The sequence below is a fragment of the uncultured Albimonas sp. genome (assembly GCF_963977235.1).
In the GTDB taxonomy this organism is placed as follows: Bacteria; Pseudomonadota; Alphaproteobacteria; order Rhodobacterales; family Rhodobacteraceae; genus Albimonas.
Genome location: NZ_CAXBOD010000062.1, coordinates 1 through 25,664, shown reverse-complemented (window position 1 = coordinate 25,664; position 25,664 = coordinate 1). Strand labels below are relative to the sequence as shown.

The following is a 25,664-nucleotide window of genomic DNA, read 5'->3' as shown; positions in this document are numbered from 1 at the left end:
GCTCTTTCCGGCATCAGCGAGAGACGGCTCCGGAGAACAGGCGCTTGCCGAGGGGGTGGGGGCGTTGCGCCCCGGCGCGTGGCCTGAGGCGGAGAGACGGTGGCGAACGGCGCAGAGGGGGGGACGCGCCGCGGGAGAGCGGGCGGCAAGGGGCGCGACCGGCGTCGCGGCGCCTGCGTCACTCGCCGGACTTGGCGCGCTCGCGTTTCAGCTTCTTCATCTTCTGGGTGATCAGGCCGCGCTTCACCGAGCCGAGGTAGTCGATGAACAGCTTGCCGTCGAGGTGGTCGATCTCGTGCTGGGCGCAGGTGGCGGCCAGGCCCTCGAACTCGGCCTCGCGCGGGGCGCCCTCGGGGTCCATCCAGCGCACCGCGACGCGGGCGGGACGGGTGACCTCCTCGTAGATGTCGGGGATCGAGAGGCAGCCTTCCTCGTAGGTCGAGGTCTCGTCCGAGCGCCACAGGATCTCGGGGTTGATCAGGGCCAGCGGCTGGGGCGCCTCCTCCTTGCCCGCGACGTCCATCACGAACAGGCGCTTCATCACCCCCACCTGCGGGCCGGCCAGGCCGACGCCGGGGGCGTCGTACATGGTCTCGAGCATGTCCTCGACCAGGCGGCGCAGGGCGTCGTCGGGCTCGGGCACGGCCTCGGCGGCCTTCTTCAGGCGCGGGTCGGGGTGGATCAGGATCGGTCGCAGGCTCATTCCGCCGCAGTTATGCGACCCCCGCGGAGGGGTCAAGCGGTTGCCGAGCGCGCCGCCCGGGCTTAGCCTCGCCCCACGCTAGGATGGAGCTTCCCCGCATGGCCGACGCCGCCCCCGCCGATCCGTTCGGCTTCGACACCCCCGTGGACCGCCGCGACACCCACTGCGCCAAATGGGACAAGATGCAGGCGCTGTATGGCGTCTCGCCCGAGGACGGCATCCCGATGTGGGTGGCGGACATGGACTTCCGCACCGCCCCCGCGGTGATCGAGGACCTGCAGGCCCGCGTCGCCCATGGCGTCTTCGGCTACTATGGCGACACCTCCGACTATCTCGCCGCCGTGCAGGGCTGGATGCGGCGCCGCCACGGGTGGGAGGTCGATCCCGACTGGATGCTGACCACCCATGGGCTGGTCGCGGGCGTCAGCCACTGCATCCGGGCGGTCTCGGAGCCCGGCGAGGGGATCATCCTGTTCACCCCCGTCTACCACGCCTTCCACAAGATCATCGCCGCCAACGGCCGGCGCATCCACCAGTCGCCGATGGTCCTCGAGGACGGGCGCTATCGGCTGGACCTCGAGGGGCTGGCGGCCTCGCTGACGGGCGACGAGCGGATGCTGATCTTCTGCTCGCCCCACAACCCCGGCGGCATGGTCTGGTCGCGCGATGAGCTGCGCGCGGTGGCCGAGTTCTGCGCCGAGCACGACCTGATCTTCCTGAGCGACGAGGTGCACCACGACCTGGTGCTGCCCGGCGCGAAGCACACCGTGGCGCTGCTGGCCGCGCCCGAGCACGCCGACCGCACGATCATCGCGGCCGCGGCCTCGAAGACCTTCAACCTGGCGGGCGGGATGACCGGGGGGCTGTTCATTCCCAACCCGGAGCTGCGGGCCAAGGTCTCGGCCAAACATGCCACGGCGGGGGCCTCGCCGAACTCGCTCGGGCCGGAGATGACCACGGCCGCCTACAGTCATGGCGACGCCTGGCTGGATGCGCTGCTGGCGTATCTCGACGGCAACCGGAAGGTGTTCCACGAGGGGGTGCAGGCGATCCCGGGGCTGAGCTCGATCTGGCCCGAGGGCACCTACATGAGCTGGGTGGATTTCTCGGGCACGGGGATGGAGACGGCCGAGTTCACCGACCGGGTCCAGACAGGCGCCCGGATCGCGGCCAACCACGGGCCGGCCTTCGGGCAGGGGGGCGAGAGCTTCCTGCGCTTCAATTTCGCCTGCCCCCGGGCCCGCGTCGAGCTGGCGGTGGAGCGGCTGGCCGAGGCGTTCTCCGACCTGCAATGAGGCGAGGGGGGGGCGTCGCGCCCCCCGCTCACAGCGGCAGCAGGATCGGGACCAGCCCGACCGAGATCGCCAGCACCGCGGCGGCAAAGGGCGCGCCGACGCGCACGAAATCCACGAACCCGTAGCCTCCGGGCCCCGTGACCAGCAGGTTCACCGGCGAGCTGACCGGGGTCATGAAGGCGGTCGAGGCGCCCAGCGCGGTGATCATCGCGAACGGCAGGGGCGAGGCGTCCAGACGCTCGGCCAGCTGCACCGCCACCGGCGCCATCAACACGGCGGTGGCGGTGTTGGAGATGAACATCGACAGGCCCGCGGCGGCGAGAAACAGCAGCGCCAGGCAGCCGCGCGGGCCCATGTCGGCGGCGACGCTCGCCAGGCCCTGGGCCGCCAGCGTCACCCCGCCCGTGCGCTCCAGCGCCAGCGCGAAGGGCAGCATCCCCACGATCAGCATCAGCGTGCGCCACGAGACCGCCCGGTAGGCCGCGTCCATGGTGATCGCGCCCGCCACCCCCATCGCGAGGCAGGCCAGGAACGCCGCCTGCAGGTTGCTGGTCCAGCCGGTGACCATCAGCAGGATCATCCCGGCCAGCGCCGCGATCGCCCACGGCGCCCGGTCGGCGGCGGGGGCCACGTCGTCGAACTCCGCAGGCAGGGTCAGCGCGATCAGATCGCCGCCGGGGCGCGCCAGCTCACCGATCCGTGTCCAGGGGCCGGCCAGCAACAGGATGTCGCCGGGGCGCAGGGGGGCCTCGGCGGCGGGGCCGGGCACGATCTCGCGCCCGCGCCTGACCCCCACGACCGAGAGGCCGTGGCGGCTGCGGAACGCCGACTCGACCGGCGAGCGGCCGATCAGGTCGGCGGCCGGGGCGACCAGCGCCTCGACAAGGCCCATCTCGGGTCCCAGCGACTCGCGCAGGGATGCGGGGCCGGGCAGCGGCTCCAGCCCGTCGGCCCGGGCCAGCGAGTCCAGCGGGAAGGCAGGCTCCGCGAGGTCGAGCGTCAGCACGTCGCCCGCGGCCAGCAGCGTCTCGGGCCGGGGCATGACCACCTGGCGGAACAGGCGGGCCTGCCGCTCGACCGAGAGGAGCGTGATCCCCTGGCGGGCGTTGAACCCCATCTGCGACAGCGGCCGGCCGATGGCCGGCGAGCCGGCGGGAACCCGCAGGCGGCGGGCGCGGGCCGTAAGCCCGTAGTCGGAGGCCCAACCCTCGAGGCTGGCGCGCGCCGCCTCGGCCGGGGCGCCGCTGCGCGCCAGCGTGCCGCGCATCAGCCACATCCAGGCGATGGCCAGCGCCAGCACCGGCAGGCCGATGGGGGTGAAGGAGAAGAAGCCCAGCAACTCGTGCCCGCGGCGGGCGAGCTCGCCATTGATGACGATGTTGGGGGGCGTGCCGATCAGGGTCATCATGCCCGAGACCAGCGCGCCCATGCTGAGCGGCATCATCAGCCCGCCCGGCGCCTGGCCGCGGATCCGGCACAGGCGCAGCACCACCGGGATCAGGATCGCGACGATGGCGGTCGAGCTCATCACCGCCCCCGCGAAGGCGCCGGCCATCATCACCAGCGCCAGCATCCGGAACGGCGAGGTCCCGGCCCCCACGGCCAGCAGGTCGCCCATCCGTGCGGCGACGCCGGTCCGCACCAGCCCCTCGCCGACCACGAACAGGGCGGCGATCAGCAGGACGGTGGAGTCCGAAAAGCCGGTCACCGCCTCGGCCCCCGAGATCACGCCGGTGAAGGGCAGGGCGACGATCACCAGGAAGCCGACGATGTCCATGCGCGGCCGGTTCAGCGCGAACATGGCGGTCGCCGCGACCAGCAGGCCGAGGACCAGGGCGAGATCGAACGTCATCGGGGGCTCCGCTGCGAGTGCGGCGGCAGGCTAGCACGCGGTCTGGCCGCCTTGCCCGCGGCGGGCCCGCGCAGTGTCCCGGTCCCGATCCCGAAGCCAGGCCCCGAAGCCAGGTCCCCGGGAGGCGCGCGCCTTCGAGCCCCGCGCCACGGGCCCGACCCGGAGTCTCCCGCGCCCCGACGCCGCCGGGGCCAGGGGGTCGTCTGACGGGCGCGCCGGCGAGGCGCTCAGCCGGCCTCGCCGCCGCGGGAAGGGAGCAGGGCCGCGACCCGCTCGGCCACCGGGCCGATGACATGGGTCGCGGCGGGGATCAGCGCGAGGCCGATGACCAGGCCCAGCACCCCGTCGACCAGCGCCGCGGTCGACCAGGCGACGAGGCCCGGCAGGACGCCCAGCGAGGCGGCCGCGCCCTCGCCCAGGTGGTGGATGGTGTCGTAGAGCCAGGGGAACCCCAGGGCCGCCACGCCGTGGGTCAGGATGTTGCCCCCCACCCACAGCATCGCCGCGGTGCCGATGGTGGCGATGGCGGCCATCACGCCCGGCATCGCCTGGACCAGCCGCCGGCCGAGGGCGCGGGTGGTCTCGGCCCCGCCCTCCTGGGCCATCCGCAGGCCGATGTCGTCCATCTTCACCAGCAGCGCCACGGCGCCGTAGACCAGCGCCGTGATCCCGAAGGCCACCACCGCCAGCGCCACCGCCTCGACCCAGAGGGTGTCGGTCTCGATCGCGGCGAGCGAGATGGTCATGATCTCGGCCGAGAGGATGAAGTCGGTCTTGATCGCGCCCGCCACGCGGGTCTTTTCCAGGTGGGCGGCGTCGAGCGACCGGGCCTCCTGCGCATGGGAGTCGGCATGCGGGCTGAGGCCGTGCACGATCTTCTCGGCCCCCTCGAAGCACAGGTAGAACCCGCCCAGCATCAACAGGGGCGTCAGCACCCAGGGCAGGAACGCCTCGAGCAGCAGAGCCGCGGGCAGCAGGATCACCAGCTTGTTGAACAACGAGCCGCGCGCGATCCGCATCACGATCGGCAGCTCGCGCGCCGCGGGGATGCCGTGGATGTACTTGGGGGTGACCGCGGCGTCGTCGATCACCACGCCGACGGCTTTCGAGCCCGCCTTGGCGGTCTGCCCCACGATGTCGTCGATCTGGGTGGAGGCGAGCTTGGCGATCGCCGCCACGTCGTCCAGAAGGGCCAGAAGTCCGCTCATCCCTGCTCCCGTCGGCTGGCGCCCGGCAGGTCGGGCCGGTTCCCCTCACCTAGCGCCCCACGGGCCCGCGATCCAGTGCCGTGGCGGCGCGACGCGCATGAGGGGCGCAGGGGCGCGCGGTCCGGGACCCCGGGGCCGACCCTCCCGCAGGCCGGGGCCGCGCTTCACGAAGCCGTGCTTCCGGTTTTCTTGCCGGTGTGAGGGAGGCGGCGCATGCTGGCCGTCCCCGTTGAGATTTCCGAGATGCCGCCATGACTTCGCGTAGCGCCGCCTGCCTGCTTCTCCCCCTTGTGCTCGCCGGCTGCGCCGGGGCGGGCGTGGTCAGCCAGGTCGACCGTTCGCCGGGCTCGGCCCAGCAGGTCAAGGCGTTCCTCGCCAGCCGGCCGGTGATCTCGGTGGCCGGCTCGCCGCCCGACGGCGCCGCCCCCGCCGCGGTCGCGGCCGCCCTGCGCGCGCCGGCCTCCGAAGGCGGCGCGGCGTTCGCGCTGGCCGGGCCGGGCCAGGATCCGCGCCTGGCGCTGGGCTTTGGCGCCGCCTCGCCCGATGCGCTGTGCGCAGACGGGGGCGGCGGCGTGGGCGGGTCCTCGGCCGACGCGCTCTCGGCCACCGTCGCCTGGTGCGTCGAGGGCGAGGCGCGGGGCAGCGCGCGGGTCACCTCGCGCGCGGTGCTGGGACCGTCCTCGCCGGGGTTCGGCGACCTCTTCGCCTCGACCTTCTCGCAGATGGCCAACCAGCGGCGCTCGGGCGGGGACGGGGCCGGGCGCTAGGACCGCGCTTGCGCGCGATTGATTTTCCCCGCGCCCTCTCCCATATCGATGACTGCGGGTCGCCTGATCGGGGCCCGCCCGTCACGTCGCTTGCGAGAGGACTGGCAATGTCGCGAATGACCTTCGCTTCGCATCCCTTCCTGCTGGGATTCGAGCAACTGGACAGGCTCGTGGAACGCACCGCAAAGGCGTCGAACGACGGCTATCCGCCCTACAATATCGAACAGCGGCGCGAGAACGCCTATCGGATCACCCTGGCCGTCGCCGGTTTTCGGGAGGAGGACCTCCAGATCACCGTCGAGGACGCCCAGCTGGTGATCCGCGGCAAGCAGACCGAGGACATCTCCGAGCGGGTGTTCCTCCATCGCGGCATCGCCGCGCGCCAGTTCCAGAAAAGTTTCGTGCTCGCCGAAGGTGTGGAGGTCGACGGCGCAAGCCTCGAGAACGGCCTGCTGCACGTCGACCTGGTGCGCTCCGAACCGCAGACGGTCGTGCGCACCATCGAGATCACCCGCGGGTGACGCCGTCGAGATCGCCCGCGCGGGCGATCAGGGCCGAGGAGAAGGAGACAGCCATGAGCGACCAGACCCATTCCGCGCCCGGCCTCGAACTGCCGAGCGACATCGTCTACGTGCGCGAGCTGCGCCCGGAGGAGACCGAGAGCCTGCCCGACGGCGCCACCGCCGACGATGCGGGCGAGCCGCGCCGCCTGTTCGCGATCCACGACGCCGAGGGCGCGCGTCTGGCGCTGACCGACGACCGGGACCTCGCCTTCGCGCTGGCCCGCCAGCATGACAAGCAGCCGCTCAGCGTCCACTGAGCGGGGCGCGAGCGCGCTGAGACAATCCGCGCCCCGGGGCCCGTCCCCGGGGCGCGGCGCATTGCGGCCTGGCGAGCCCCTTGCGCCCGCAACGGCGTCGGCGTCTTTCCGGCAATGCGCCTGTCGCGACCGCATGGCATGCTGGTCGCCGAGGTGTGAGGCCGAGGCACGACGCACGCCCGACGCCCCGCCATCCGCGTCGCGGCGCTGGCCTTCGCTCTCGCCTCTCCCGCCGCCGCGGAACCGGAGGGCGCGCGCATGGAACACCGATTGGCCGAGGCCCACGCCGCCGGAGAGCTGGCGGGGCTGCACGGCGTTCTGGTCCTCAAGGACGGCGAGATCTTCGCCGAGGCCTATTTCCCCGGTCAGGACGAGGCCTGGGGCGAGGACCTGGGTCGGGTCGAGCATGGGCCCGACACCCTCCACGACCTCCGCTCGGTGACCAAGAGCGTGGTCGGACTGCTCTATGGCGTCGCCCTCGCCGAGGGGCGCGTACCCCCGCTCGACGCCCCCCTGGTCGAGGCCTTCCCCGAATATCCCGACCTCGCGCAGGACCCGGCCCGCCGCGGCATCCTGATCCGCCACGCGCTGACCATGACCGCCGGGCTCGAGTGGGACGAGAGCCTGCCCTACTCCGACCCGCGCAACAGCGAGATCGCGATGGAGCTCGCGCCCGACCGGCTGCGGTTTGCGCTCGACCGCCCCGTGGCGCATCCGCCCGGCGAGGTCTGGACCTACTCCGGCGGCGCCACGGCGCTGATCGGGGCGGTGATCGCGCGGGGCGTGGGGATGGAGCTCGACGCCTACGCGCAGGCCCGCCTGTTTGCGCCGCTGGGCATCGAGGACTGGGCCTGGACGCGGGGGTTCGACGGCGCGCCCTCGGCCGCCTCGGGCCTGCGGATGAGCGCGCGGGGGCTGGCGCGGCTCGCCCGGATGCTGCTGGCGCAGGGGCGTGGGCCGGACGGGGGGCAACTTGTCCCGGCGGCGTGGATCGAGCAGTCGTTCCGCCCCCGCATCGCCACCGGCCCGGAGGCGTTCGACCCCGGCTACGGCTATTTCTGGTGGACCGCGCCGGGCGAGGCGCCGGTCTGGGCCGCGGGCTTCGGCAACGGCGGCCAGCGTCTGTCGATCAACCGGGGCCTCGATCTGGCGATGATCGTGCTGGCGGGGAACTACAATCGCCCCGACGCCTGGACCTTGCCGGTTGCGATCAGCCGGGACTTCCTCGGCCCGGCGCTCGAGGGGCGCTGAAACGCGAGAGGGCGCGCCGAGGCGCGACCTCTCCGGTCGGGATCTGAGGGGTCGGGCTCTCCCGCCCCGCGCCCGCCACCCACACGCTCCGCGCGCCTACCAGAGAGCCGCGTCGCGCAGCGTGCGCAGCAACAGCGCCGCCGTCAGGCCGCAGAGGGTCAGGACCCCCGCCAGCAGGATCCCGAGGAACCGGAACGGCTTGTCCTCGATCGGAAGCGCCCGCGCGATCTGCCGCCACAGCGCCCCCGTCCAGGGCCGCGGCGCCAGGCGCAGCGTCAGCAGCAGGAGCCACGGGAACCCGGTCAGCAGCGCGGCATAGACCTGCGCTCCCGACAGCGCCCGGAAGGCCAGCGCCGAGACCAGCGTCTCGGGGACCACCGCGACCGCCGTCTCGACCGAGCCGCCGAAACTGCCCGCAAACCGGGCGAAGAGGGCGAAGATCACCGTGCTCAGCGCCATAAGCAGCGCCAGCCTCAGCAGAAGGTCGAGCGCGAGATGCAGCGCGAGGCGCCCCGGCCCCGCGCCCGCCAGCCGCCCGATCCTCGCGCCCGCCACGGTCCAGGAGGCCCAGGTGATCGCGAAGGCCGAGACGAACCCGTTCAGGATCACCTGCCGCAGGACCAGCCGCAGCGAGGCTCCGTCGGTGAGGAAGCTCGCCGGCAGGTCGGGGATCGAAAGGAACCAGATCAGCGTCATCGCCGCCAGCGCCCCGGCCGAGGCCGCCGCCGCCCGCCCCGCGAAACGAGCGAAGGGCGCCTCGGGGCCCAGGACCGCGCGCAGGAACGCCGCGCTCGCCTCCCGCGCGGGGGCCTCGTCGGCAGGTCCGGGGCGGGCGAGCGCCCGCGCCAAGCTCGCTGCGCTGTCCTTGGGCAGACCCGTGTCCCAGGTCCAGGCGACGGCGGCCAGCGCAGCGAAGATCGCGACCCCGGCGGCCAGCGCGATCCCCATCGATGTCAGGAACTCCATAGCGCCCTCCGCCCGGTCCAGGCGATCCGCGGCCCGGCCTTCGTCCAGTCGGGACGTCGGACCCCCGCGCACCCGCGCCGCTCAGCCCAACACGCGCCGCGCCTGGCCATCAGGGACGCCCCTTGCGCCCGGCGCCCGCCCGCCACGCGCGACCCTCGCCGGATCCGCCGCGCCGGCGCCCGGCCCGCGACGGGCGCGCGAGCGGGGGCGCGGCGCGCGCGAAACGGGCGCGCACGGGGGGCAGGTTGGCCGGCCGAGGAAACAGGAAGGCTTGCGGCGCCTCTCAGGCGGCGTCGGTGGTCAGGGTCTCTACCAGGATCGCGTAGAGCGCGTTCGAGTCCTGGGTGGAGCGCAGCTTGGCGCAGCGCCCCTCGTCGCGCAGCAGGCGCGAGACGCGGGCCAGCGCGCGCAGGTGGTCGGCGCCGGCGTCCTCGGGCGCCAGCAGCAGGAACACCAGGTCCACGGGCGCGCCGTCGGCGGCGTCGAAGTCGACGCCTTTCTCGAGCCGCGCGAAATAGCCCATGATCCGCGGGGCCGAGGCCAGCCGCGCATGCGGGATCGCCACGCCGCGGCCCATGGCCGTGGGGCCCAGGCGTTCGCGGTCCATCAGCGCCTCGAACACTTCGCGCGCGTCGAGGTTGAAGCGGTCCGCCGCGCGGGCCGCGAGCTCCTGAAGCAGCTGCTTCTTGCTCGAGGCGCGCAGGGCGGGCGCGAGCGCCTCCGGCCCGATCAGTTGCTCGAGGGTCATAAGCCTGTCTCTCGGTCTGCCGGGAACTGCAGGCGGCCGGCGCTCCCTGCGCCGGCCTCCGCCGGGTTCGACCCGATCTCGCTCACGTTCCGGTTTATTCAGCTGTCGGGAAGATTCGCTGGGTCGATCCACCCGATGTTTCCGTCGGGCCGGCGGAATACCACGTTGATCCCCCCATGGGAATTGTTCTTGAACAGCAGAAACGGCTCGCCCGCCATCTCCATCGCCATCACCGCCTCGCCCACCGTAAGGTCCTGAACCGGGTGGCGCATCTCGGCGATGATCATCGGATCGAGGCTCTCGGGCTCCTCCCAGGTCTCGTCGTGGTGGGCGTCGTCGGCCGAGCTCTGCAGCACGTAGCCCGTCGCCTCGAGCGCCGGAATCGGGTTCGGCCGCTCCTTGTGGTGGTCCTTCAGGCGGCGCTTGTAGCGGCGCAGCTGCTTCTCGAGCCGGTCGCACGCGCTCTCGGCCGCGGCGTAGGGATCGACCGCCTTGCCCTTGGCCTTGGCGACCATCCCCGTCGACAGGTGGGCGGTCGCGTCGCACACCGTCTCGTGCCCGTCGCGCGAGAAGGTCACCACGCTGTCGATTGGATTCTCGGCGTATTTTCCGACGGCTGCGAGAAAACGATCCTCGACGTGCCCGCGCAGGGCTTCGCCGACGTCGATCTGCTTGCCGTTCACCTGGATGTGCATTCTGGCCGACCTCCACTCTTGGCCGCCGAGGGGGGCGGGAAGCCCCCTCCGGCCATCCCGGCCGCCGGGCGATCGGCTGCGCCGCGCCGTAGCGGCCGTGACCTTCAGGTGGGGTGCGCGGGGTCCGTTTGCGAGCGGCGCGGGGTGGATTTCCCGTCGCCTCCCGACCGCCGCGCCCCCTGATCAGGAGGCCGCGGCCGCGGTCTTGAGACGTCTGCGCTGCACCGACGACGGGATGTTCATGCCCTCACGATATTTCGCGACAGTACGTCGCGCAATATCTACCCCGTCGTTGCGGAGAATTGCCGTCAATCGGTCGTCCGAAAGGGTCTTGTGCGGCGGTTCGGCGTCGATCAGCCCCTTGATCCGGTCGCGGATCGCGGTGGCCGAGTGCGCCTCCCCTCCGTCGGTCGAGGCCAGCGCCTGGGTGAAGAACCAGCGCAGCTCGAAAATCCCCCGTTCGCAGGCCAGGTGCTTGCCCGCGGCGACTCGGGAGACCGTGCTCTCGTGCATGCCGATCTCGTCGGCGACCATGCGCAGGGTCATCGGGCGCAGGGCCGATACGCCCTCCTCGAAGAACGCCTCCTGGCGGCGAGCGATCTCGATGGCGACGCGCAGGATGGTGCGGGCCCGCTGCTCGAGGCTGCGCACCAGCCAGCCGCCGGACTGGCGGCATTCGGAGACGAAGGCGCGGGCCTTCTCGTCGCCCCGGGCCAGCGTCGCGGCATAGGCGTTGTCGACCAGCACGCGGGGCAGGGTGTCGGTGTTCAGCTCCACGATCCAGCCGCCCTCGGGGCTGCGCCTGATGAAGACGTCGGGCACGGCGGCGAGCGCGGGGGGGGCTGTGAACTCGCGCCCCGGCCGGGGGTCGAGGGCGCGGATCTCGGCCGCCATCTCCCGCACCTCGCCCTCGTCGAGGCCGCACAGGCGGCTCAGCGCCTTGAAATCGGCCCGCGCCAGCAGCGGCAGGTTGTCGACCATCGCCTGCATGGCGGGGTCGAGCCGGTCCTTCTCGGCCAGCTGCAGGGCGAGGCATTCCGCGAGGCTGCGCGCCCCGATGCCCGCAGGCTCGCACTGGTGGAGGAGGGCGACGGCGTCCTCGAGCACCTGCTCCGAGACGCCCAGCCGGCGGGCGGCCTCGTCGGCCTCGATGCGCAGGTAGCCGGCCTCGTCGATGTCGGCGGCCAGCGCCATGGCGGCGTTGGTGGTGGTGCGCGGGGCCCGGATCAGCGAGAGCTGGGCGGCCAGATGCTCGATCAGCGTGGTCTCGGCGCCCAGCGTCTCCTCGAGCGGGGGCAGCTCGGCGGCCGCGCCGCCCGAGCCCGGTCGCGCCACGGGGGCGGTCCAGGTGGAGGCGGGGGCGGCCTCGCCCAGCCCCTCGCGCCGGCCCGAGGCGTCGGCGTCGTAGAGCTGCTCGGCGCCGGTCTCGTACTGGGTCGAGCTGTCGGCGGCCCCGTCGCGCAGGGCGGTGTCGGCGCTGGCCAGCCGCTCGGTCGTCTCGCGTCTGGGATCGGGGGTCTCGGGCCCGGTCTCGGCCTCCGGCGCGCGGTCGAGCAGCGGATTGCGCTCGATCGCCTCGTCCACGAAGCGGCCGAGCTCCAGGTTCGACATCTGAAGCAGCTTGATCGCCTGCTGCAGCTGGGGCGTCATCACCAGCTGCTGCGACGTGCGCAGTTCAAGGCGCGGTCCGATCATGCGGCCGTCGCTCCCACCCCGGTCTCTCCCCTCGCGGCGCCCCCCGGGGGGCGCCGATCAAGGACCGGGCAGGTCCCTGCGTCGCGTCAGATGCGGAACCCCTCGCCGAGATAGACCCGGCGGACATCCGCGTCCGCGACCACCTCGTCGGGGTCGCCGCTCATCAGGACGTGACCCTCATGCAAGATGTATGCCCGGTCGATGATGCCCAGAGTTTCGCGCACGTTATGGTCGGTGATCAAGACCCCGATGCCCCGGTCCTTGAGGTGCGACACCAGCGTCCGGATCTCGCCCACCGCGATCGGGTCGACGCCGGCGAAGGGTTCGTCGAGCAGCACGTAGGCGGGATCCGAGGCGAGGCAGCGGGCGATCTCCACCCGCCGCCGCTCGCCCCCCGACAGCGCCTGGGCGGGGGTGCGCCGCAGGTGGGTGATCGAGAACTCGGCCAGCAGCTGGTCGAGGCGGGTGTTGCGCTGGGCGCGGTGGGCGACATGCAGCTCGAGCACGGCGAGGATGTTCTCCTCGACCGTCAGCCCGCGAAAGATGCTCGCTTCCTGAGGCAGATAGCCCAGTCCGAGGCGGGCGCGGCGATACATCGGCAGCTCGGTCACGTCCGAGCCGTCGATCTCGATCACGCCCGAGTCCGCCGGCACCAGGCCGGTGATCATGTAGAAGCAGGTGGTCTTGCCGGCGCCGTTGGGGCCCAGCAGGCCCACGACCTCGCCGCGGCACAGCGACAGCGAGACGTCGCGCACCACCGGCCGCCGCCGGTAGGCCTTGCCGATCGAGCGCACCGTCAGCCCGCCCGCCGCCGGGCGGGCCGCAACCTCGCCCGCAGCCGGGCGGGCCGCAACCTCGCCCGCAGCCGGGGGGGCCGCAACCTCGCCCCCAGCCGGATGGGCCGCATAGCCGGCCGAGGTCGCGCGGAAGCCGGTCTCGCCGTCGGCCATGACGTTCAGCCGCCGTTCTGCGCGGGGGGCGAGAACACGCTTTTGACCCGCCCGCCGGAGATCTCGCCGACGCCGGCGTTAAGATCGATTCGCAGGTTCTCGCCCGAGATGGCGTTCTCGCCCTGGGTCAGCACCACGTTGCCGCCCATGGTCACCACGCCGCCCGAGACGTCGTATTCCGCCCACTCGCCCCTCGCCGTCTCGGCGCCCGAGCTGAGGAACACCTCGCCCTCGGCGCGCAGGCTGTCGATCTCGCCGGTTCCCGGCGCGGCCTCTCCGCCGCCTCCCGCGCCGCCGCCGTAGTTCACGGTGACCTTGTTTGCGGTCAGGCGCAGCGTGCCCTGGCCGGCCACGACCTCGCCGGTGAAGGTGGCGGTCTGGGCCTGGTTGTTCACGGCCAGGCTGTCGGCGGTGATCTCGATGGGCTGGTTGGAATCGTGCTTGAACGATCCGAAGGGATTGTCCCCCGACTGGGCCGTTGCGGCGCTTGCGGCCAGCGTGGCGGCCATGGCGAGGGCGGCGACCCGATGGCGCGGCGCCAATTCGAAGCTCATGCTCGACGTCCCGTATCGCGGGGCCTGCGCGCAGGATGCGCGGCGGCGGCCCGTTTCCCCCTGGCCTCGCGGTCTCATTCGACCTCGGCCGCCGGCTTCCAGGTGACCCGGACGCCGTTCTCGAACCAAAGATAGTCGCCCGGAGGGAGCCCGCCAAGCGTCTCCGACCGGGAGGTTTCCGTCTCGCCGTCCGCGCCGGCTCCGGATCCGGTCCCTGACCCCGCCTCCGGCGCGGCCTCGACCCGCCGCGCGCGGAACGACCCGGACTCGATCGAGCCGGCCGGCCCGCTCGCGCTGACCGGGCCGGGGGCCTCGGCCTCGCCGCGCTTTAGGTCGGCCTCGACGCGCTCGGTGGTGACCTCGTAGCCGTCCGAGGTGGTCATCTTCACCGCCCCCTCCAGCGCCAGCGCCTGGGACTTGGGGTGGAGGGCGCCGCGCAGGGCCGCGATGTCGATCCGCCGACCCTCGGCCTGGGTGAAGGCGGCGCGGGGGGCGTCAAGCTCGACCCGCGTGGGGTCGGGGCCGTCGGGGGTGGCCATCTCGGCCTCGACCACGAAGGGCTCCCCCTGCGCGGTCGACCCCTCGAACCGGGGGCGAGAGACCGACAGCCCCTCGCCCAGCTTGATCAGGTCGGCCGAGGAATAGACCAGCCCCAGGTCCAGATTGTCGCGGCCGGGCAGCAGGAAGATCGCCGACAACAGCGCCAGCGCCAGCAGCGGCAGGCCGATCTTCAGCCGCCGCACCAGCCGCGAGTAGGCCGAGACGTCGCGACGCGGGGCGGGGGGCATGGCCTCACCCCCCCGCGCCGGCGCCGCCGTCGACGCCGGCGCGCAGGCAGTCGTGGACGTGGATGATGCCCACCGGGGCGGGGCCCGCGGCGGGGTCGGCCACGAAGATGCACAGCACCGGACGCTCGCGCCGGTTCATCAGCGCCAGCGCCTCGGAGGCGAGCGCGTCGGGCCGGATCGTGCGCGGATCGCGCGAGCAGACCTCGGCGGCCCGACGCTCCAGCAGTCCGTCCATGTTGCGCCGGAGGTCGCCGTCGGTGATCGCCCCGATCAGCGCGCCGTCGGCGCCGGTCACGCCGGCGATGCCGAAGCCCTTCTGGCTCATGGTCAGCAGCACGTCGGACATCGCCGCGTCCTCGGGCACCAGCGGCATCTCGGCGCCCGCGTGCATCACGTCGCGCACCTTGATGAGCTGCGCGCCCAGCTTGCCGCCGGGGTGGAAGACCCGGAAGCCCTCGGCGGTGAACTGCCGGCGCTCCATCAGCGCCACGGCCAGCGCGTCGCCCAGCGCCAGCGCCAGCGTGGTCGAGGTTGTGGGCGCGAGCCCGACCGAGCACGCCTCGGGCGCGCGGGGCAGCAGCAGGGCCACGTCCGATTGGGTCAGCAGCGCCGATTCGGGGCGGGAGGCCATCCCGATCAGCGGGATCGCGAAGCGCTTGCAGTGGGCGATCACGTCCGCCAGCTCCGGCGTGCCGCCCGAGTTCGACAGCACCAGCGCCACGTCCGCGCGGGTCAGCATCCCGAGGTCCCCGTGGCTGGCCTCGGCCGGGTGCAGGAAGAACGAGGGCGTGCCGGTCGAGGCCAGGGTGGCCGCGATCTTGCGCCCCACATGCCCCGACTTGCCCATGCCGCAGACCACGATCCGGCCCTCGCAGGCCAGCATCATCTCGATCGCGTCGGCGAAGCTGTCGCCCAGGGTCTGCGCGAAGCCCGTCAGCGCCTCGGCCTCGAGCCGCAGGACGCGGCGGCCGATCTCCATGTCTCTGGCGCGCGCCTCGGCGGGCGGGCGGCTCTGGGTCTGGGTCACGGGCGGTCCGCCTTCTCCGGGGGGCTCAGTGGGCGAAGATATCCTCTTCCGGCCAGCCCGCGAGATCGAGGGCCGCCCGGTCCGGCAGGAAGTCGAAGCAGCGGGCCGCGATTTCAAGGCGCCCCTCGCGTTCGAGCCGGGTTTCCAGCTCCGCCTTCAGCCGGTGCAGGTGCAGCACGTCGGAGGCCGCATACTCGAGCTGCGCCGCGCTCAGCGCCTCCGCGCCCCAGTCCGAGCTCTGCTGGACCTTGGACATGTCGACGTCGAGCAATTCTGCGCACAGGTTCTTGAGGCCGTGCCGGTCGGTGTAGGTGCGCACCAGCTTGGAGGCGATCTTGGTGCACCACACGGGCCGCGCCAGGACGCCCCAGCGATGCGCCATCACGGCGATGTCGAAGCGCCCGAAATGGAACAGCTTCAGCACGTTCGGATCGGCGAGCATCTTTTCGAGGTTCGGCGCGCGGGGGGCGTCGAGGGGGATGCGCACCACATGTGCGTCCCCGTCGCCGGCCGAGAGCTGCACGACGCACAGGCGGTCGCGATGCGGGCGCAGGCCCATGGTCTCGGTGTCGATGGCCACCACGGGGCCCAGGTCGAGCCCGTCGGGAAGGTCGCCTTCGTGGGAATGGACGGTCATCGCGCGCCTCCGGCGTTCCGAGCCGTCACCCCGGCCCGCGTCGGCGCCGGTCATGCCCGCTGGCGGCGCGAAGATCAACCGGGACGGCGATTCGGGGCGGTCTCGGAGCTGCCGGGGTGAGAGCCCTCGTCGCCCGTGTGGAAGGGCCGCCGACAGCGCTCGAGGCTGACGCCGAAACGCGCGGAGCAGCTCTCCATCAGGGCGTCGCCCTCGACGCCCATGTGGTCCAGCGGGGTGGAGGCGAGGATCTCGCGGCGGGCGCCGGGCTCCTCTCTCGCGACGGCGACGACCTTGAGCGTCGGAGCCATCGGCGGGGGCGCTTCGGAGCGAGAGGGGGAGGAGACATCAGGGGCCCGAAACGCGACCGCCCCGCCGAGGGTGACCTCGGCGGGGCGGAAGCGACTGGTGCCCAGGAGAAGACTCGAACTTCCACTTCCATACAGAAACCAGCACCTGAAGCTGGCGCGTCTACCAATTCCGCCACCTGGGCAGGTGTCGTGGAGCGGGGATTTATTGGGTGGCGCGGGGGGTGTCAACAGGGTGCGCACGGATTTTCCGAGCAAGGCGCGAGCCGGCCCGCGCTCTCCCGCCGCAGGGCCCCTGCGGCCGCTGCGGCGCCCGTCCTCCGAGGCTCCGGCGCGGGTTCGGACGAGGGGAGCGACCGACTCGGCCCGAGGGACGGCGGCCGGCCCGGCGCCGGGGTGCGGCGGCCGGCTCGGCAGGGGGTCAGCGGCGCAGGGGGCGAAGGTCGCGGCCCTCGCGCAGCCACAGGCGGCCCTCGGGCAGGTCCAGCTTCACGCCGCCGATCTCGCGCCGGAAACGGCCCTGCGTCAGGCGGAAGGCCTCGCCGGCCAGCAGGCTGCGGCCCTGCTCGGTGCGCCGCAGCTTTGCGCCGCGCAGGCTGCGGGCGGCGCCCTTCCACTCGACCGCCGCGGGGGCGACCTCGGGATCGGCCAGTTCGCCCAGCAGCCGGGCCAGCCACAGGTCGCCCAGCCGGTCGGGTCCGACGTTGGCGCGCAGGGCCGCGCCCAGGATCTTCGCGGCGGGCGTCCAGTCGTCGCCGGTCGCGGCCAGCAGCAGCGCATCCTCGCGCGCCAGCCCCGACTCGGCGTCGGGGAAACGCGCCAGCCGGGCGGCCAGCGCCGCGGCGACGCCGGGCAGGGGCCAGGCGCCGGGCGGGCGGGCGGCCAGCCGCGCAAGGTCCGAGGGGTCGGTCGCCGTCACGGCCGTCCAGATCTCGTCCAGCGCCTCGGCCATCGGGGCCGCCGGGCGCGCGGGCGGCGGGGCGGCCAGCGTCGCCCGCGGCAGCGCGGCCAGCCCCTGCGAGACGCCGCCCCCCTCCACGGCCGGGTCCATCGCCTCGGGGCCCGCGTGGACGCGCACGCTCAACCGCGCGAGCGCGCCCTCCTGCGCCGCGATCCGGGCGAGGAAGGCCAGGGCGAGGATCTCCTGCAACGAGGCGGCCATGGCGAACTCGGCCTGCTCGGCGCCGGCCAGCCCCCGGCGCAGGGCGGCGAGGTCGGCGGGGATCGCCGCGCCCGGCTCGGGGACCTGCGGCCCGGGGGCGGAGACGGGCGGGCCTTTGAGCGTCGCGGTCCAGAACCCGGCCCGCGCCTCGGCCCAGGCGGCGTCCTCGCCCGGCCCCTCGAGCCCGCCCAGCGGCCCGCAGGAGAGCTCGTCGCGCAGCGGGGCTGCGCCCGGCCGTCCGGCCGCGGCCAGCGCCCCGCAGGCCCCGTCGCCCAGCGCCAGGAGCAGGCTCGCGCCCGGGCTGTCGCCGGATTCAGGAGGCTCGGGGGGAAGGATCGCGCGATCTGCCATGAAGGTCCCCTGCGGATTCGTCGAATTGCCGCCTTGTTCCGGCGCGCCCCGGAGACTAGAGGAAAACCGTGGCCGCGTCCGGGCGCCCGCGCCCGCGCGCCGCGTGAATTTCCGACCGTCTCCCCCCCAGGGCGGAGGTCCGGTCCGCAGCAGCATCGGGAGAGCCAGGCGCATGACCCAGTCCGCCCCTCTGGTGACCATCTTCGGCGGCTCCGGCTTCGTCGGCCGCTATGTCGCCCAGCGCATGGCCCGCCGCGGCTGGCGGGTCCGCGCCGCGGTGCGCCGCCCGAACGAGGCGATGTTCCTGCGCCCCTACGGCGATGTCGGCCAGGTCGAGCCGGTGCAGGCCAACATCCGCGACGACGCCTCGGTGGCCAAGGCCTGCAGGGGCGCAACCGCGGTGGTCAACTGCGTGGGCATCCTGGCCGAGGTCGGCAAGCAGTCGTTCCAGTCGGTGCAGGCGCAGGGCGCCGCCCGGGTGGCGAAGGCCGCGGCCGAGGCCGGGGCGCAGAGCTTCGTGCAGATCTCGGCCATCGGCGCCGATGCGCAGGGCCCGTCCGACTACGCCCGCACCAAGGCCGCGGGCGAGAAGGCGGTGCTCGACGCCTTTCCCGGCGCGGTGATCCTGCGGCCCTCGGTGATCTTCGGGATGGAGGACGAGTTCTTCAACCGCTTCGCCGCCATGGCCCGCATGTCCCCGGTGCTGCCGATCACCGGCGGGACCTCGAAGTTCCAGCCGGTCTATGTGGGCGACGTGGCCGAGGCCGCCGCCAAGGCCGCCGCCGGCGAGGCGCCGGGCGGGATCTACGAGCTCGGCGGCCCCGAGGTCGCCACCCTGCGCGCCCTGATCGAGCGGATGCTCAAGATCACCCGCCGCCGCCGGATGATCGTGGACCTGCCGGCCGGGCTCGCCGGCATCCCCGCCTCGATGCTCGGCTTCGCGCAGTCGCTGACCGGCGGGCTCTACGTCAACAAGACGCTGACCGACGACCAGATCGCGCAGCTGGGCGTGGACAATGTCGTGGCCGACGACGCCAAGGGCCTCAAGGACCTCGGCATCGACCCGACCTCGATGGAGGCGATCCTCGAGAGCTATCTCTACGCCTACCGCCCGCAGGGCCAGTACTCCCGCCTGACCGAGAGCGCCAAGAACATGCGCGGCGCCTGAGACGGCCCCGCCGGATCGCGAAACGGCCGCGGAGGGGCGCCCTCCGCGGCCGTTTTCGTGCCGGCATGGCGCATTGAAATGCGCCCTACGCGCGACGGGGGAGGTCGGCGGCCTCGTCCACGTCGCAGAGCGTGTCGGCGACGCCCACGCGGCGCCCGCCCAGCGTGTCGAGGCTGTCGGAGAGCGCGTGCGGGCCGGACCAGCGCACGCCCTGGAAAAGGCCCGCGGGCAGGGCCGCGCCGTTGCGCGCGCCCACCAGCCAGAAGCCGCCGTCGACGGCGGGGCCGAACACCGCCTCGGCCCCGCCCAGCGCGCGCAGGGCGCGGGCCAGAACGGCGGGCGTCGCGCCGGGGATGTCGGATCCGATCAGCAGCACCGGGCCGCGCCAGCGCGCCCGCCCCGCACCCGGTCCGCGCAGCGCGCGCGCCATGCGCGCCCCCAGGTCGCCCGGCCCCTGCGCGAACCGGCGCAGGCCGGGGGGGAAGGCGCGGGTGGTCAGCCCCTCGGCGTCGGGGGAGACGGCGAGCGCCAGGTCGAAACGGGGATCGCGGGCCAGCCGGCGCAGGCAGGCCCGCGTCTGCGCGCGATACCAGCGCGCCGCCTCGATCGGGCCGACGCCGCGGGCGAGGCGGGTCTTCACCCGGCCCGGCCGCGGGGTCTTGGCAAACACGATCACCGTAGGGCGCGGGGCGCCGGGACGCACGCGCGCGGGGCCGGGGGGCGGAGCGCCCCGCCTAGCGGGCATAGCGGCGGGCCAGCCGCTCGGGGCTCGCGCCCAGGAAGTAGAGGGCGAGGGTGCTCAGGTTCCGCCAGCCGCGGCGCAGCCAGCCCTCGGCCCGATAGCGGCGCGCGGAGGTGGTCGCCTCGGCGCCCAGCGGCGACAGGGGCAGGCGCCGCGCGAGGCTGACGTCCTCCATCAGCGGCTGGTCGGGATAGCCGCCGGCGCGCCGGTAGACCGCGGCGCGCACCAGCAGCCCCTGGTCGCCATAGGGCAGGCCCAGGCGCCGGGCGCGGAAATTGGCCCAGGCGGCGACGAGGGCGGCCGGCGCGCCGCGCGCGTCGAAGCGCAGGCGGAAGAAGCCGGCGCGGTCGGGGGCGGCCTCCATGTGGCGGCGCACCGCCTCGGACCAGCCGGGGGAGAGGACCGTGTCGGCGTGCAGGAACAGCAGCCACTCGCCGCGCGCGGCCTCGGCCCCGCGGGCGAGCTGGCCGCCGCGCCCCGGGGGACCCACGATCAGCTCGGCCCCCGCGGCGTCGGCCACTTCGGCGATGGCGTCGCGCGAGCCGCCGTCGGTGAGGATCACCTCGCGGATCAGCCCCTCGGTCAGGGCGGTGGCGAGCGCGCCAAGGCAGGGGCCCAGCTCGTCCGCGGCCTCCAGCGTGGGGATCACGATCGACAGCGGCGCGGGCATCAGCCGACCCGGCCCCAGCGCATCGCCGCCAGGCCCGCCAGCCCGGCCGCCCCGATGATCCCCGCCAGCGGCAGCACCGTGCCGTCCCAAAGCTCCGCCATCACCGCCCCCAGCGCCACCCCGCACAAGGTCCCCGACGCCGACAGCACCGAGGAGGCCGAGCCCGCCCGGTCGCCCATCGGCGTCAGCCCCATCGACAGCAGGTTGCCGAACAGGATCCCGAACAGCGCCAGCGTCGGCCCCAGCCATAGCATGAACAGGACCAGCGGCGGGACCCCGTCGAAGACCGTGGCGAAGACCGCGGCCCCGCCCAGCCCCGAGACCGCCCACAGGGTCAGCGCCCCGCGGGTCAGCCGCTCGGCCCCCAGGCGCGTCACCAGCCGCGAGTTGGCGAAGCTCACCACTCCGAAACAGGCCGAGATGCAGCCGAAGGCCAGCGGCAGACCCCAGTCCAGCCCGTAGATCCCCCCCAGCACCGCATGGGCCGAGCTGAGGAAGGTGGCGAAGGCCCCGAACACCGCCGCGATCGCGATCACCGAGGCCAGCATCGCCCGGATCCGCAGGATCTCGAGGAAGGTCCGCGCCACCGCGGCGGGAGAGATCGGGCGCCGCGCGGCCTCGGTCAGCGTCTCGGGCTGGGCGATGTGGAACCACACGGTCGTGGCCAGCGCCTGCAGCGCGGTCACCGCGAAGACCCAGCGCCAGTGCGCGAACTCGACCATCAGCTGGCCGAAGATCGGGGCGGTGAACACCATCAGCACGAAGGCCGTGTTGGTCAGCGAGACCACCCGCGCCATCTCATCGCCCGAGAACCGGTCGCGCATGATCGCATAGCTGACCACCCGCAGCCCGCCGGTGCCGAAGCCCTGCAGGAAGCGCGCCGCCACCAGCCAGCCGAAGCTCGGCGCCAGCGAGGCCAGCAGCCCGCCCGCCAGCGCCACGGCCATGCCCACGAAGATCGCCGGCCGCCGTCCCCAGCGGTCCGAGACCGGCCCGAGGCAGAGCTGCGAGCAGGCCATCCCGAGGAACATCGCCAGGATCGCCCATTGCGGATCGCTGCCGCCCTCGATCCCGAAGCCCGCGGCGATGGCGCCCAGGGCGGGGATCACGATGTCGACGGCGAAGGCGTTCATCGCCCCCAGCGCCGCCATCAGCAGCACGAAGCCCGCCGCCGCCTTCTCGGGACCCGAGGCGGGGCCGCCTTGCGGCTGCCGGCGAGCCGTGGCGGCGCCCAGGCCCGAGGGGCGGGGCGCGTGGCCGGCGGCCTCGGCGCGGGGGGGCGGCCGCTCGCTCATGCCTCGCCCTTCCCATGGCTCTCGCGGCCCAGGCCGCCCCAGCGCATCGCGGCCAGTCCGGCGACGCCCGCAAAACCCAGCATCCCGGCCAGCGGCAGCACCGTGCCGTTGAAGATCCCCGACGTCAGCGCCCCCAGCGCCACGCCGGCCAGCGTCCCCGAGGCCGCCAGCGCCGAGGAGGCCGAGCCCGCCCGATCCCCCAGAGGCGCCAGCGCGGTCGCCAGCAGGTTGCCGTAGAGGATCGCGAACATCGAGAGCGTCGGCGAGAGCCAGACCAGCAGCAGCCACAGCGGCGGCACGCCCTCGAAGGCCAGCGCGAAGACGATCAGCCCGGCCGTGCCCGAGACGGCCCAGCTGGTCAGCCCGATGCGCGCCATCCGCGGCGCCCCCAGCCGCACCACCAGCCGCGCGTTGACGATCGCGGCGATCACGAAGAACGCCGTCATCGCTCCGAACACCGCCGGCAGGCCCCAGCCGAGGCCGTAGACCTCGCCGAAGATCGGCTGGGCGGAGCTGAGGAACGTCGCCAGCACCCCGAAGCTGACCGCCATCGCCATCGCCGCCCCCATCGCCGGGCGCATCCGCAGCACCCCGGCATAGGTCGAGAGCACGGCGCGCAAGGCCAGCGGGCGGCGATGGGCGGGGTCCAGCGTCTCGGGTTGCAGCAGGTGGAACGCGACGGCCGTGGCCACCGCCTGCACCGCGGTCAGCGCGAGGCCGAGGCGCCAGTGCGCGAACTCGACGATCAGCTGGCCGACCACGGGGGTGAAGAACATGATCAGCTCGAAGATCAGCGCCTGCAGCGAGACCACCCGCGCCATCCGGTCGCCCGAGCACTGGTCGCGGATGATCGCGAGGCCCACCACCCGCAGCCCGCCCGCGCCCAGCCCCTGCAGCAGGCGGGCGGCGATCAGCGTCTCGAACGTCGGCGCGGCGGCGGCCGCGAGCCCGCCGATGAAGGCCAGCGCCAGCCCCAGGAACGCCGCGCGCCGCCGCCCCCAGGCGTCGGCGACAGGCCCCAGCACCAGCTGCGAGACGGCGGCGCCGGCGAACATCGCCAACACGGTCCACTGCGCGCCCTCGCCGGGCGCGAGCTGGAAGCTCTGCGCGATCAGGCCCTGCGCGGGGATCACGATGTCCACCGCCACGGCGTTGGTCGCCCCCAGCGCCGCCATCAGCGCCACGAAGATCAGCGAGGTCCGGCCCTCGTCCACCCCGCGGGGCCGCGCGTCCGAGCGCGCCGCGGCCAGCGCCATGCCCGAGGGGCGGGGAGAGCGTCCCGCAGCCTCGGGCGGCACCTCGTGACGGCGCGCCTGCGCGGGCGGTCGGCCCTCGTCCGGCGCAGGGGTCGAGGGCCGAGCCGACGTCGGCTGCGCCGAGGCGGCCGCCTCGCGTCCGGGCTCGGCGCCCGGGCGGCGGTCCTGGTCGTCGCCGGGGTCTCGCGTCACGAGAACCCTTCCTGGAAGCGCACCGGCTCGCCGCCGCGGGGGGCGAGGAGCTGGTCCTCCCACATCACCCGACGGCCGCGGATCATCGTGCCCACGGGCCAGCCCTGCACCTCCATCCCCGCGTAGGGGGTCCAGCCGCAGCGGCTCTCGATCCAGTCGTTCTCGATGGTGCGGCGGGCCTTCAGGTCGACGATGGTGAAGTCGGCGTCGTAGCCCGCCGCGATGCGCCCCTTGCCGGCAATTCCAAAGATCCGCTGCGGGCCGTGGCTGGACAGGTCCACGAAGCGCTGCAGGCTGAGCCGGCCCTTCGCCACATGGTCCAGCATCACCGGAACCAGCGTCTGCACGCCCGGCATGCCGGAGGGCGTGGCCGGGTAGACCTTCTCCTTGGCCTCCATCTCGTGGGGGGCGTGGTCGGAGCCGAGCACGTCGATCACGCCGCGCCGCAGCCCGTCCCAGACGCCCGCCCGGTGCGAGGCGTCGCGCACCGGCGGGTTCATCTGGATCAGGGTCCCCAGGCGGGCGTGGTCCTCGGTGGTGAAGGTCAGGTGGTGGGGGGTGGCCTCGCAGGTCACCAGGCCCTTGTTGGCCTGCAGCATCGGGATCTCGTCGGCGGTCGAGATGTGCAGGATGTGGATGCGCCGGTTGGTCTCGCGCGACAGGCGGATCAGCCGCTCGGTGCACAGGCGCGCGGCCTCGGCGTCGCGCCACACGGGGTGGGAGGTCGGATCCCCCTCCACCCGCAGATGCTTGCGGTCCTCGAGCCGGAACTCGTCCTCCGAGTGGACGGCGACGCGGCGGCGGCCGTGGGCGAGCACCTGGCGCACGTCGTCGTCGCCCGCCACCAGCAGCGTGCCGGTGGAGCTGCCCATGAACATCTTGATGCCGGCGCAGCCCTCCAGCCGCTCGGCCTCCGCCAGCAGCTCGACATTGCCGGGCGAGGCGCCGAACCAGAAGCCGAAGTCGCAGGCCATCCGCGCGCGGCCCCGCGCGATCTTGTCGGCGAGCGCCTCGTAGGTGGTGGTGGTGGGGTTGGTGTTGGGCATCTCGAAGACGGCCGTCACCCCGCCCATCACCGCGGCGCGGGCCCCGCTCTCGAGGTCTTCCTTGGTCTCGGCGCCGGGCTCGCGGAAATGCACCTGGCTGTCGATGACGCCGGGCAGGATGTGCAGGCCCGCGCAGTCGATCGCCTCGCCGGCCGAGAGATGCGCAAGGTCGCCGATGTCGACGATCTTTCCGTCCCGGACGGCCACGTCGGCGAGCCCGATTCCGTCGTGGTTCGCCACCGTTCCGTTCTTGAGGATCAGGTCGGGGGCGGTCATGGCGGGCTCCATTGTTCTGGCAGGCTCTTCCCTCTAGCAGCGCCGGCGCGGTGAGGCGAGCGGGGCGAGGCGCGAATGCGCGGCGCGGGGCCGGGCGAGCCGCCGAGCGGGGCGTGCGCCGGCGCTTGCGAACCCCTATGTTGCCTGCAGCGACGATCTCGACGAACGGAGTCTTCCCATGCCCTCTGCCGCCTCTCTCTCCGGCCTGGTCCCCGCGCGCGTCCTGCTGCGCCTGACCGGCGCCGAGGCGCGCGGCTTCCTGCAGGACCTGGTGACCAACGACATCCGCCAGGCGAGCGAGACGCGCGCGGTCTACGCCGCCCTGCTGACGCCCCAGGGCAAGTACCTGTCGGACTTCTTCGTGCTGGGCGAGGGGCCCGAGACCTTGCTGATCGACGTCTCCCGCGACCAGGCCCAGGCGCTGGGTCAGCGGCTGGCCATGTATCGCCTGCGCCGCCAGGTCGGGATCGAGGTCGCGCCCTTCGGCGTCGCTCTGCTGTGGGGCGACGCCGCGCCCGAGGCGCCGGAAGGCGCGCGGCTGGTTCCCGATCCGCGCGACCCGCGACTGGGCTGGCGGCTCTACGCCCCCGATCCCGCCGCGGCGCTCGAGGGGCTGGGCGCGGCGCCGGCCGAGCCCGCCGCCTACGACGCCCTGCGCATCGCGGTCGGGGCGCCGGAAAGCGGGCTGGAGCTGACCCCCGACACCTTCGTGCTCGAGGCCGGGTTCGAGCGGTTGAACGGCGTCGACTTCCGCAAGGGCTGCTATGTCGGCCAGGAGATCGTCGCCCGCATGAAGCACAAGACCGAGCTGCGGCGCGGGCTGGTGCGGGTCTCGGTGGACGGGGAAGCGGCGCCGGGGACCGAGGTGCTGTCGGAGGACGGACGCGCGGCCGGCACCCTGCACACGGTCGCCGGGGGCGAGGGGCTGGCGCACCTGCGGCTCGATCGCGCCGGGGGCGAGCTGACCGCCGGAGCGGCCACGCTGCGCGTGATCTGAGCCGGGAGCCTCGCGAGGCGGGGCTCGCTCGGGCCTCGCGCCTGAGGCGCGGCTCCGGCCTCGCGCCTGCGGCGCGGCTCCGGTCTCGCGCCTGCGGCGCGGCTTCGGCCTCGCGCCTGCGGCGCGGGGAAGACGCTTCCGAACTCACCAGAGAACAGAGCCCGCGCCTGTCCTCCGAAGCCGTCCCTCGCTGTTGATGCCTGAGCGACTCGCCCGGCCCGGTCAAGGACAAGCCCCCTTCGGGGGTC

26 protein-coding genes and 1 tRNA gene are annotated in these 25,664 nt (G+C 73.7%); 7 read left to right on the top strand and 20 right to left on the bottom strand.

Features of this window, described 5'->3' with window-relative positions; translation table 11 throughout:
• Nucleotides 1-178 precede the first annotated feature (178 nt).
• Nucleotides 179-703 (bottom strand): peptide deformylase, encoded by a 525-nt coding sequence (gene def, locus AAC134_RS20095; RefSeq protein ID WP_339950917.1) that lies wholly within the window; start codon nucleotides 701-703, stop codon nucleotides 179-181.
• Between the two features lie 98 nt (nucleotides 704-801).
• On the opposite strand from def, the gene AAC134_RS20090 reads away from it, so the two are divergent.
• Entirely contained in the window at nucleotides 802-1,998 is a 1,197-nt protein-coding gene (locus tag AAC134_RS20090) for a MalY/PatB family protein (RefSeq protein ID WP_339950916.1), read from the top strand.
• A gap of 28 nt (nucleotides 1,999-2,026) precedes the next feature.
• Here the strand turns inward: AAC134_RS20090 and AAC134_RS20085 are convergent, their stop codons facing one another.
• Nucleotides 2,027-3,850, bottom strand: a complete 1,824-nt coding sequence (locus AAC134_RS20085; RefSeq protein WP_339950915.1) for an SLC13 family permease — start codon at nucleotides 3,848-3,850, stop codon at nucleotides 2,027-2,029.
• A 227-nt stretch (nucleotides 3,851-4,077) separates the two neighbouring features.
• A complete protein-coding gene (locus AAC134_RS20080) occupies nucleotides 4,078-5,058 on the bottom strand; it encodes a DUF808 domain-containing protein (RefSeq protein ID WP_339950914.1) in 981 nt (326 codons plus the stop codon).
• 251 nt (nucleotides 5,059-5,309) lie between these two features.
• On the opposite strand from AAC134_RS20080, the gene AAC134_RS20075 reads away from it, so the two are divergent.
• The 4 genes from AAC134_RS20075 (at nucleotide 5,310) to AAC134_RS20060 (ending at nucleotide 7,896) form a co-directional block, all read left to right on the top strand.
• The gene (locus tag AAC134_RS20075; RefSeq protein WP_339950913.1) at nucleotides 5,310-5,825 is read left to right on the top strand and encodes a hypothetical protein; all 516 of its coding nucleotides are present in this window, start codon (nucleotides 5,310-5,312) and stop codon (nucleotides 5,823-5,825) included.
• A 107-nt stretch (nucleotides 5,826-5,932) separates the two neighbouring features.
• Nucleotides 5,933-6,346 (top strand): Hsp20 family protein, encoded by a 414-nt coding sequence (locus tag AAC134_RS20070; protein ID WP_339950912.1) that lies wholly within the window; start codon nucleotides 5,933-5,935, stop codon nucleotides 6,344-6,346.
• A 53-nt stretch (nucleotides 6,347-6,399) separates the two neighbouring features.
• Nucleotides 6,400-6,645, top strand: a complete 246-nt coding sequence (locus AAC134_RS20065) for a DUF1150 family protein (RefSeq protein ID WP_339950911.1) — start codon at nucleotides 6,400-6,402, stop codon at nucleotides 6,643-6,645.
• Nucleotides 6,646-6,903: 258 nt separating this feature from the next.
• The gene (locus AAC134_RS20060) at nucleotides 6,904-7,896 is read left to right on the top strand and encodes a serine hydrolase (RefSeq protein ID WP_339950910.1); all 993 of its coding nucleotides are present in this window, start codon (nucleotides 6,904-6,906) and stop codon (nucleotides 7,894-7,896) included.
• 96 nt (nucleotides 7,897-7,992) lie between these two features.
• Here AAC134_RS20060 and AAC134_RS20055 read toward each other — a convergent pair whose 3' ends face one another.
• The 12 genes from AAC134_RS20055 to AAC134_RS20000 all read right to left on the bottom strand — a co-directional run bounded on the left by AAC134_RS20055 (nucleotide 7,993) and on the right by AAC134_RS20000 (nucleotide 17,774).
• Nucleotides 7,993-8,862 (bottom strand): hypothetical protein, encoded by an 870-nt coding sequence (locus AAC134_RS20055; RefSeq protein ID WP_339950909.1) that lies wholly within the window; start codon nucleotides 8,860-8,862, stop codon nucleotides 7,993-7,995.
• A gap of 283 nt (nucleotides 8,863-9,145) precedes the next feature.
• Nucleotides 9,146-9,610, bottom strand: coding sequence for a PTS IIA-like nitrogen regulatory protein PtsN (gene ptsN / locus AAC134_RS20050; RefSeq protein WP_339950908.1), 465 nt, complete (start codon nucleotides 9,608-9,610; stop codon nucleotides 9,146-9,148).
• A gap of 98 nt (nucleotides 9,611-9,708) precedes the next feature.
• Nucleotides 9,709-10,305, bottom strand: a complete 597-nt coding sequence (gene raiA, locus AAC134_RS20045) for a ribosome-associated translation inhibitor RaiA (RefSeq protein ID WP_339950907.1) — start codon at nucleotides 10,303-10,305, stop codon at nucleotides 9,709-9,711.
• A gap of 183 nt (nucleotides 10,306-10,488) precedes the next feature.
• Nucleotides 10,489-12,000 carry an RNA polymerase factor sigma-54 gene (gene rpoN, locus AAC134_RS20040; RefSeq protein ID WP_339950906.1) on the bottom strand — a complete coding sequence of 504 codons (1,512 nt, stop codon included), beginning with the start codon at nucleotides 11,998-12,000 and terminating at the stop codon, nucleotides 10,489-10,491.
• Nucleotides 12,001-12,086: 86 nt separating this feature from the next.
• Nucleotides 12,087-12,950 carry an LPS export ABC transporter ATP-binding protein gene (lptB, locus tag AAC134_RS20035; RefSeq protein WP_339950905.1) on the bottom strand — a complete coding sequence of 288 codons (864 nt, stop codon included), beginning with the start codon at nucleotides 12,948-12,950 and terminating at the stop codon, nucleotides 12,087-12,089.
• A 5-nt stretch (nucleotides 12,951-12,955) separates the two neighbouring features.
• Entirely contained in the window at nucleotides 12,956-13,504 is a 549-nt protein-coding gene (locus AAC134_RS20030; protein WP_339950904.1) for an LptA/OstA family protein, read from the bottom strand.
• Nucleotides 13,505-13,578: 74 nt separating this feature from the next.
• Nucleotides 13,579-14,292 carry an LPS export ABC transporter periplasmic protein LptC gene (lptC, locus tag AAC134_RS20025; RefSeq protein ID WP_339950903.1) on the bottom strand — a complete coding sequence of 238 codons (714 nt, stop codon included), beginning with the start codon at nucleotides 14,290-14,292 and terminating at the stop codon, nucleotides 13,579-13,581.
• Nucleotides 14,293-14,296: 4 nt separating this feature from the next.
• Entirely contained in the window at nucleotides 14,297-15,271 is a 975-nt protein-coding gene (locus AAC134_RS20020; protein WP_339950918.1) for a KpsF/GutQ family sugar-phosphate isomerase, read from the bottom strand.
• A 73-nt stretch (nucleotides 15,272-15,344) separates the two neighbouring features.
• Nucleotides 15,345-15,956: a ribonuclease H-like domain-containing protein gene (locus AAC134_RS20015; RefSeq protein WP_339950902.1), complete on the bottom strand. Its 612-nt coding sequence runs from the start codon at nucleotides 15,954-15,956 to the stop codon at nucleotides 15,345-15,347.
• A gap of 74 nt (nucleotides 15,957-16,030) precedes the next feature.
• Nucleotides 16,031-16,264: a hypothetical protein gene (locus AAC134_RS20010; RefSeq protein ID WP_339950901.1), complete on the bottom strand. Its 234-nt coding sequence runs from the start codon at nucleotides 16,262-16,264 to the stop codon at nucleotides 16,031-16,033.
• A 95-nt stretch (nucleotides 16,265-16,359) separates the two neighbouring features.
• Nucleotides 16,360-16,446 (bottom strand) — tRNA-Leu (locus tag AAC134_RS20005).
• A gap of 236 nt (nucleotides 16,447-16,682) precedes the next feature.
• Nucleotides 16,683-17,774: a hypothetical protein gene (locus AAC134_RS20000; protein ID WP_339950900.1), complete on the bottom strand. Its 1,092-nt coding sequence runs from the start codon at nucleotides 17,772-17,774 to the stop codon at nucleotides 16,683-16,685.
• A 172-nt stretch (nucleotides 17,775-17,946) separates the two neighbouring features.
• On the opposite strand from AAC134_RS20000, the gene AAC134_RS19995 reads away from it, so the two are divergent.
• Nucleotides 17,947-18,942: a complex I NDUFA9 subunit family protein gene (locus AAC134_RS19995; protein ID WP_339950899.1), complete on the top strand. Its 996-nt coding sequence runs from the start codon at nucleotides 17,947-17,949 to the stop codon at nucleotides 18,940-18,942.
• 85 nt (nucleotides 18,943-19,027) lie between these two features.
• Here AAC134_RS19995 and AAC134_RS19990 read toward each other — a convergent pair whose 3' ends face one another.
• Genes AAC134_RS19990 through AAC134_RS19970 form a run of 5 tightly spaced genes read right to left on the bottom strand, consistent with a single transcriptional unit; the run spans nucleotide 19,028 to nucleotide 24,419 of the window.
• The gene (locus AAC134_RS19990; protein ID WP_339950898.1) at nucleotides 19,028-19,618 is read right to left on the bottom strand and encodes a TIGR04282 family arsenosugar biosynthesis glycosyltransferase; all 591 of its coding nucleotides are present in this window, start codon (nucleotides 19,616-19,618) and stop codon (nucleotides 19,028-19,030) included.
• 58 nt (nucleotides 19,619-19,676) lie between these two features.
• The gene (locus tag AAC134_RS19985; protein ID WP_339950897.1) at nucleotides 19,677-20,354 is read right to left on the bottom strand and encodes a TIGR04283 family arsenosugar biosynthesis glycosyltransferase; all 678 of its coding nucleotides are present in this window, start codon (nucleotides 20,352-20,354) and stop codon (nucleotides 19,677-19,679) included.
• Nucleotides 20,354-21,649, bottom strand: coding sequence for an MFS transporter (locus AAC134_RS19980; protein ID WP_339950896.1), 1,296 nt, complete (start codon nucleotides 21,647-21,649; stop codon nucleotides 20,354-20,356). The genes AAC134_RS19985 and AAC134_RS19980 overlap by 1 nt, the downstream gene beginning before the upstream one ends.
• Entirely contained in the window at nucleotides 21,646-23,097 is a 1,452-nt protein-coding gene (locus AAC134_RS19975) for an MFS transporter (protein ID WP_339950895.1), read from the bottom strand. The genes AAC134_RS19980 and AAC134_RS19975 overlap by 4 nt, the downstream gene beginning before the upstream one ends.
• Nucleotides 23,094-24,419 carry a dihydroorotase gene (locus AAC134_RS19970; protein WP_339950894.1) on the bottom strand — a complete coding sequence of 442 codons (1,326 nt, stop codon included), beginning with the start codon at nucleotides 24,417-24,419 and terminating at the stop codon, nucleotides 23,094-23,096. Before AAC134_RS19970 ends, AAC134_RS19975 begins: the two co-directional genes overlap by 4 nt.
• Before the next feature lie 178 nt (nucleotides 24,420-24,597).
• Here AAC134_RS19970 and AAC134_RS19965 point away from each other — a divergent pair, with 178 nt between their 5' ends.
• A complete protein-coding gene (locus AAC134_RS19965; RefSeq protein ID WP_339950893.1) occupies nucleotides 24,598-25,416 on the top strand; it encodes a folate-binding protein in 819 nt (272 codons plus the stop codon).
• Nucleotides 25,417-25,664: the final 248 nt, after the last annotated feature.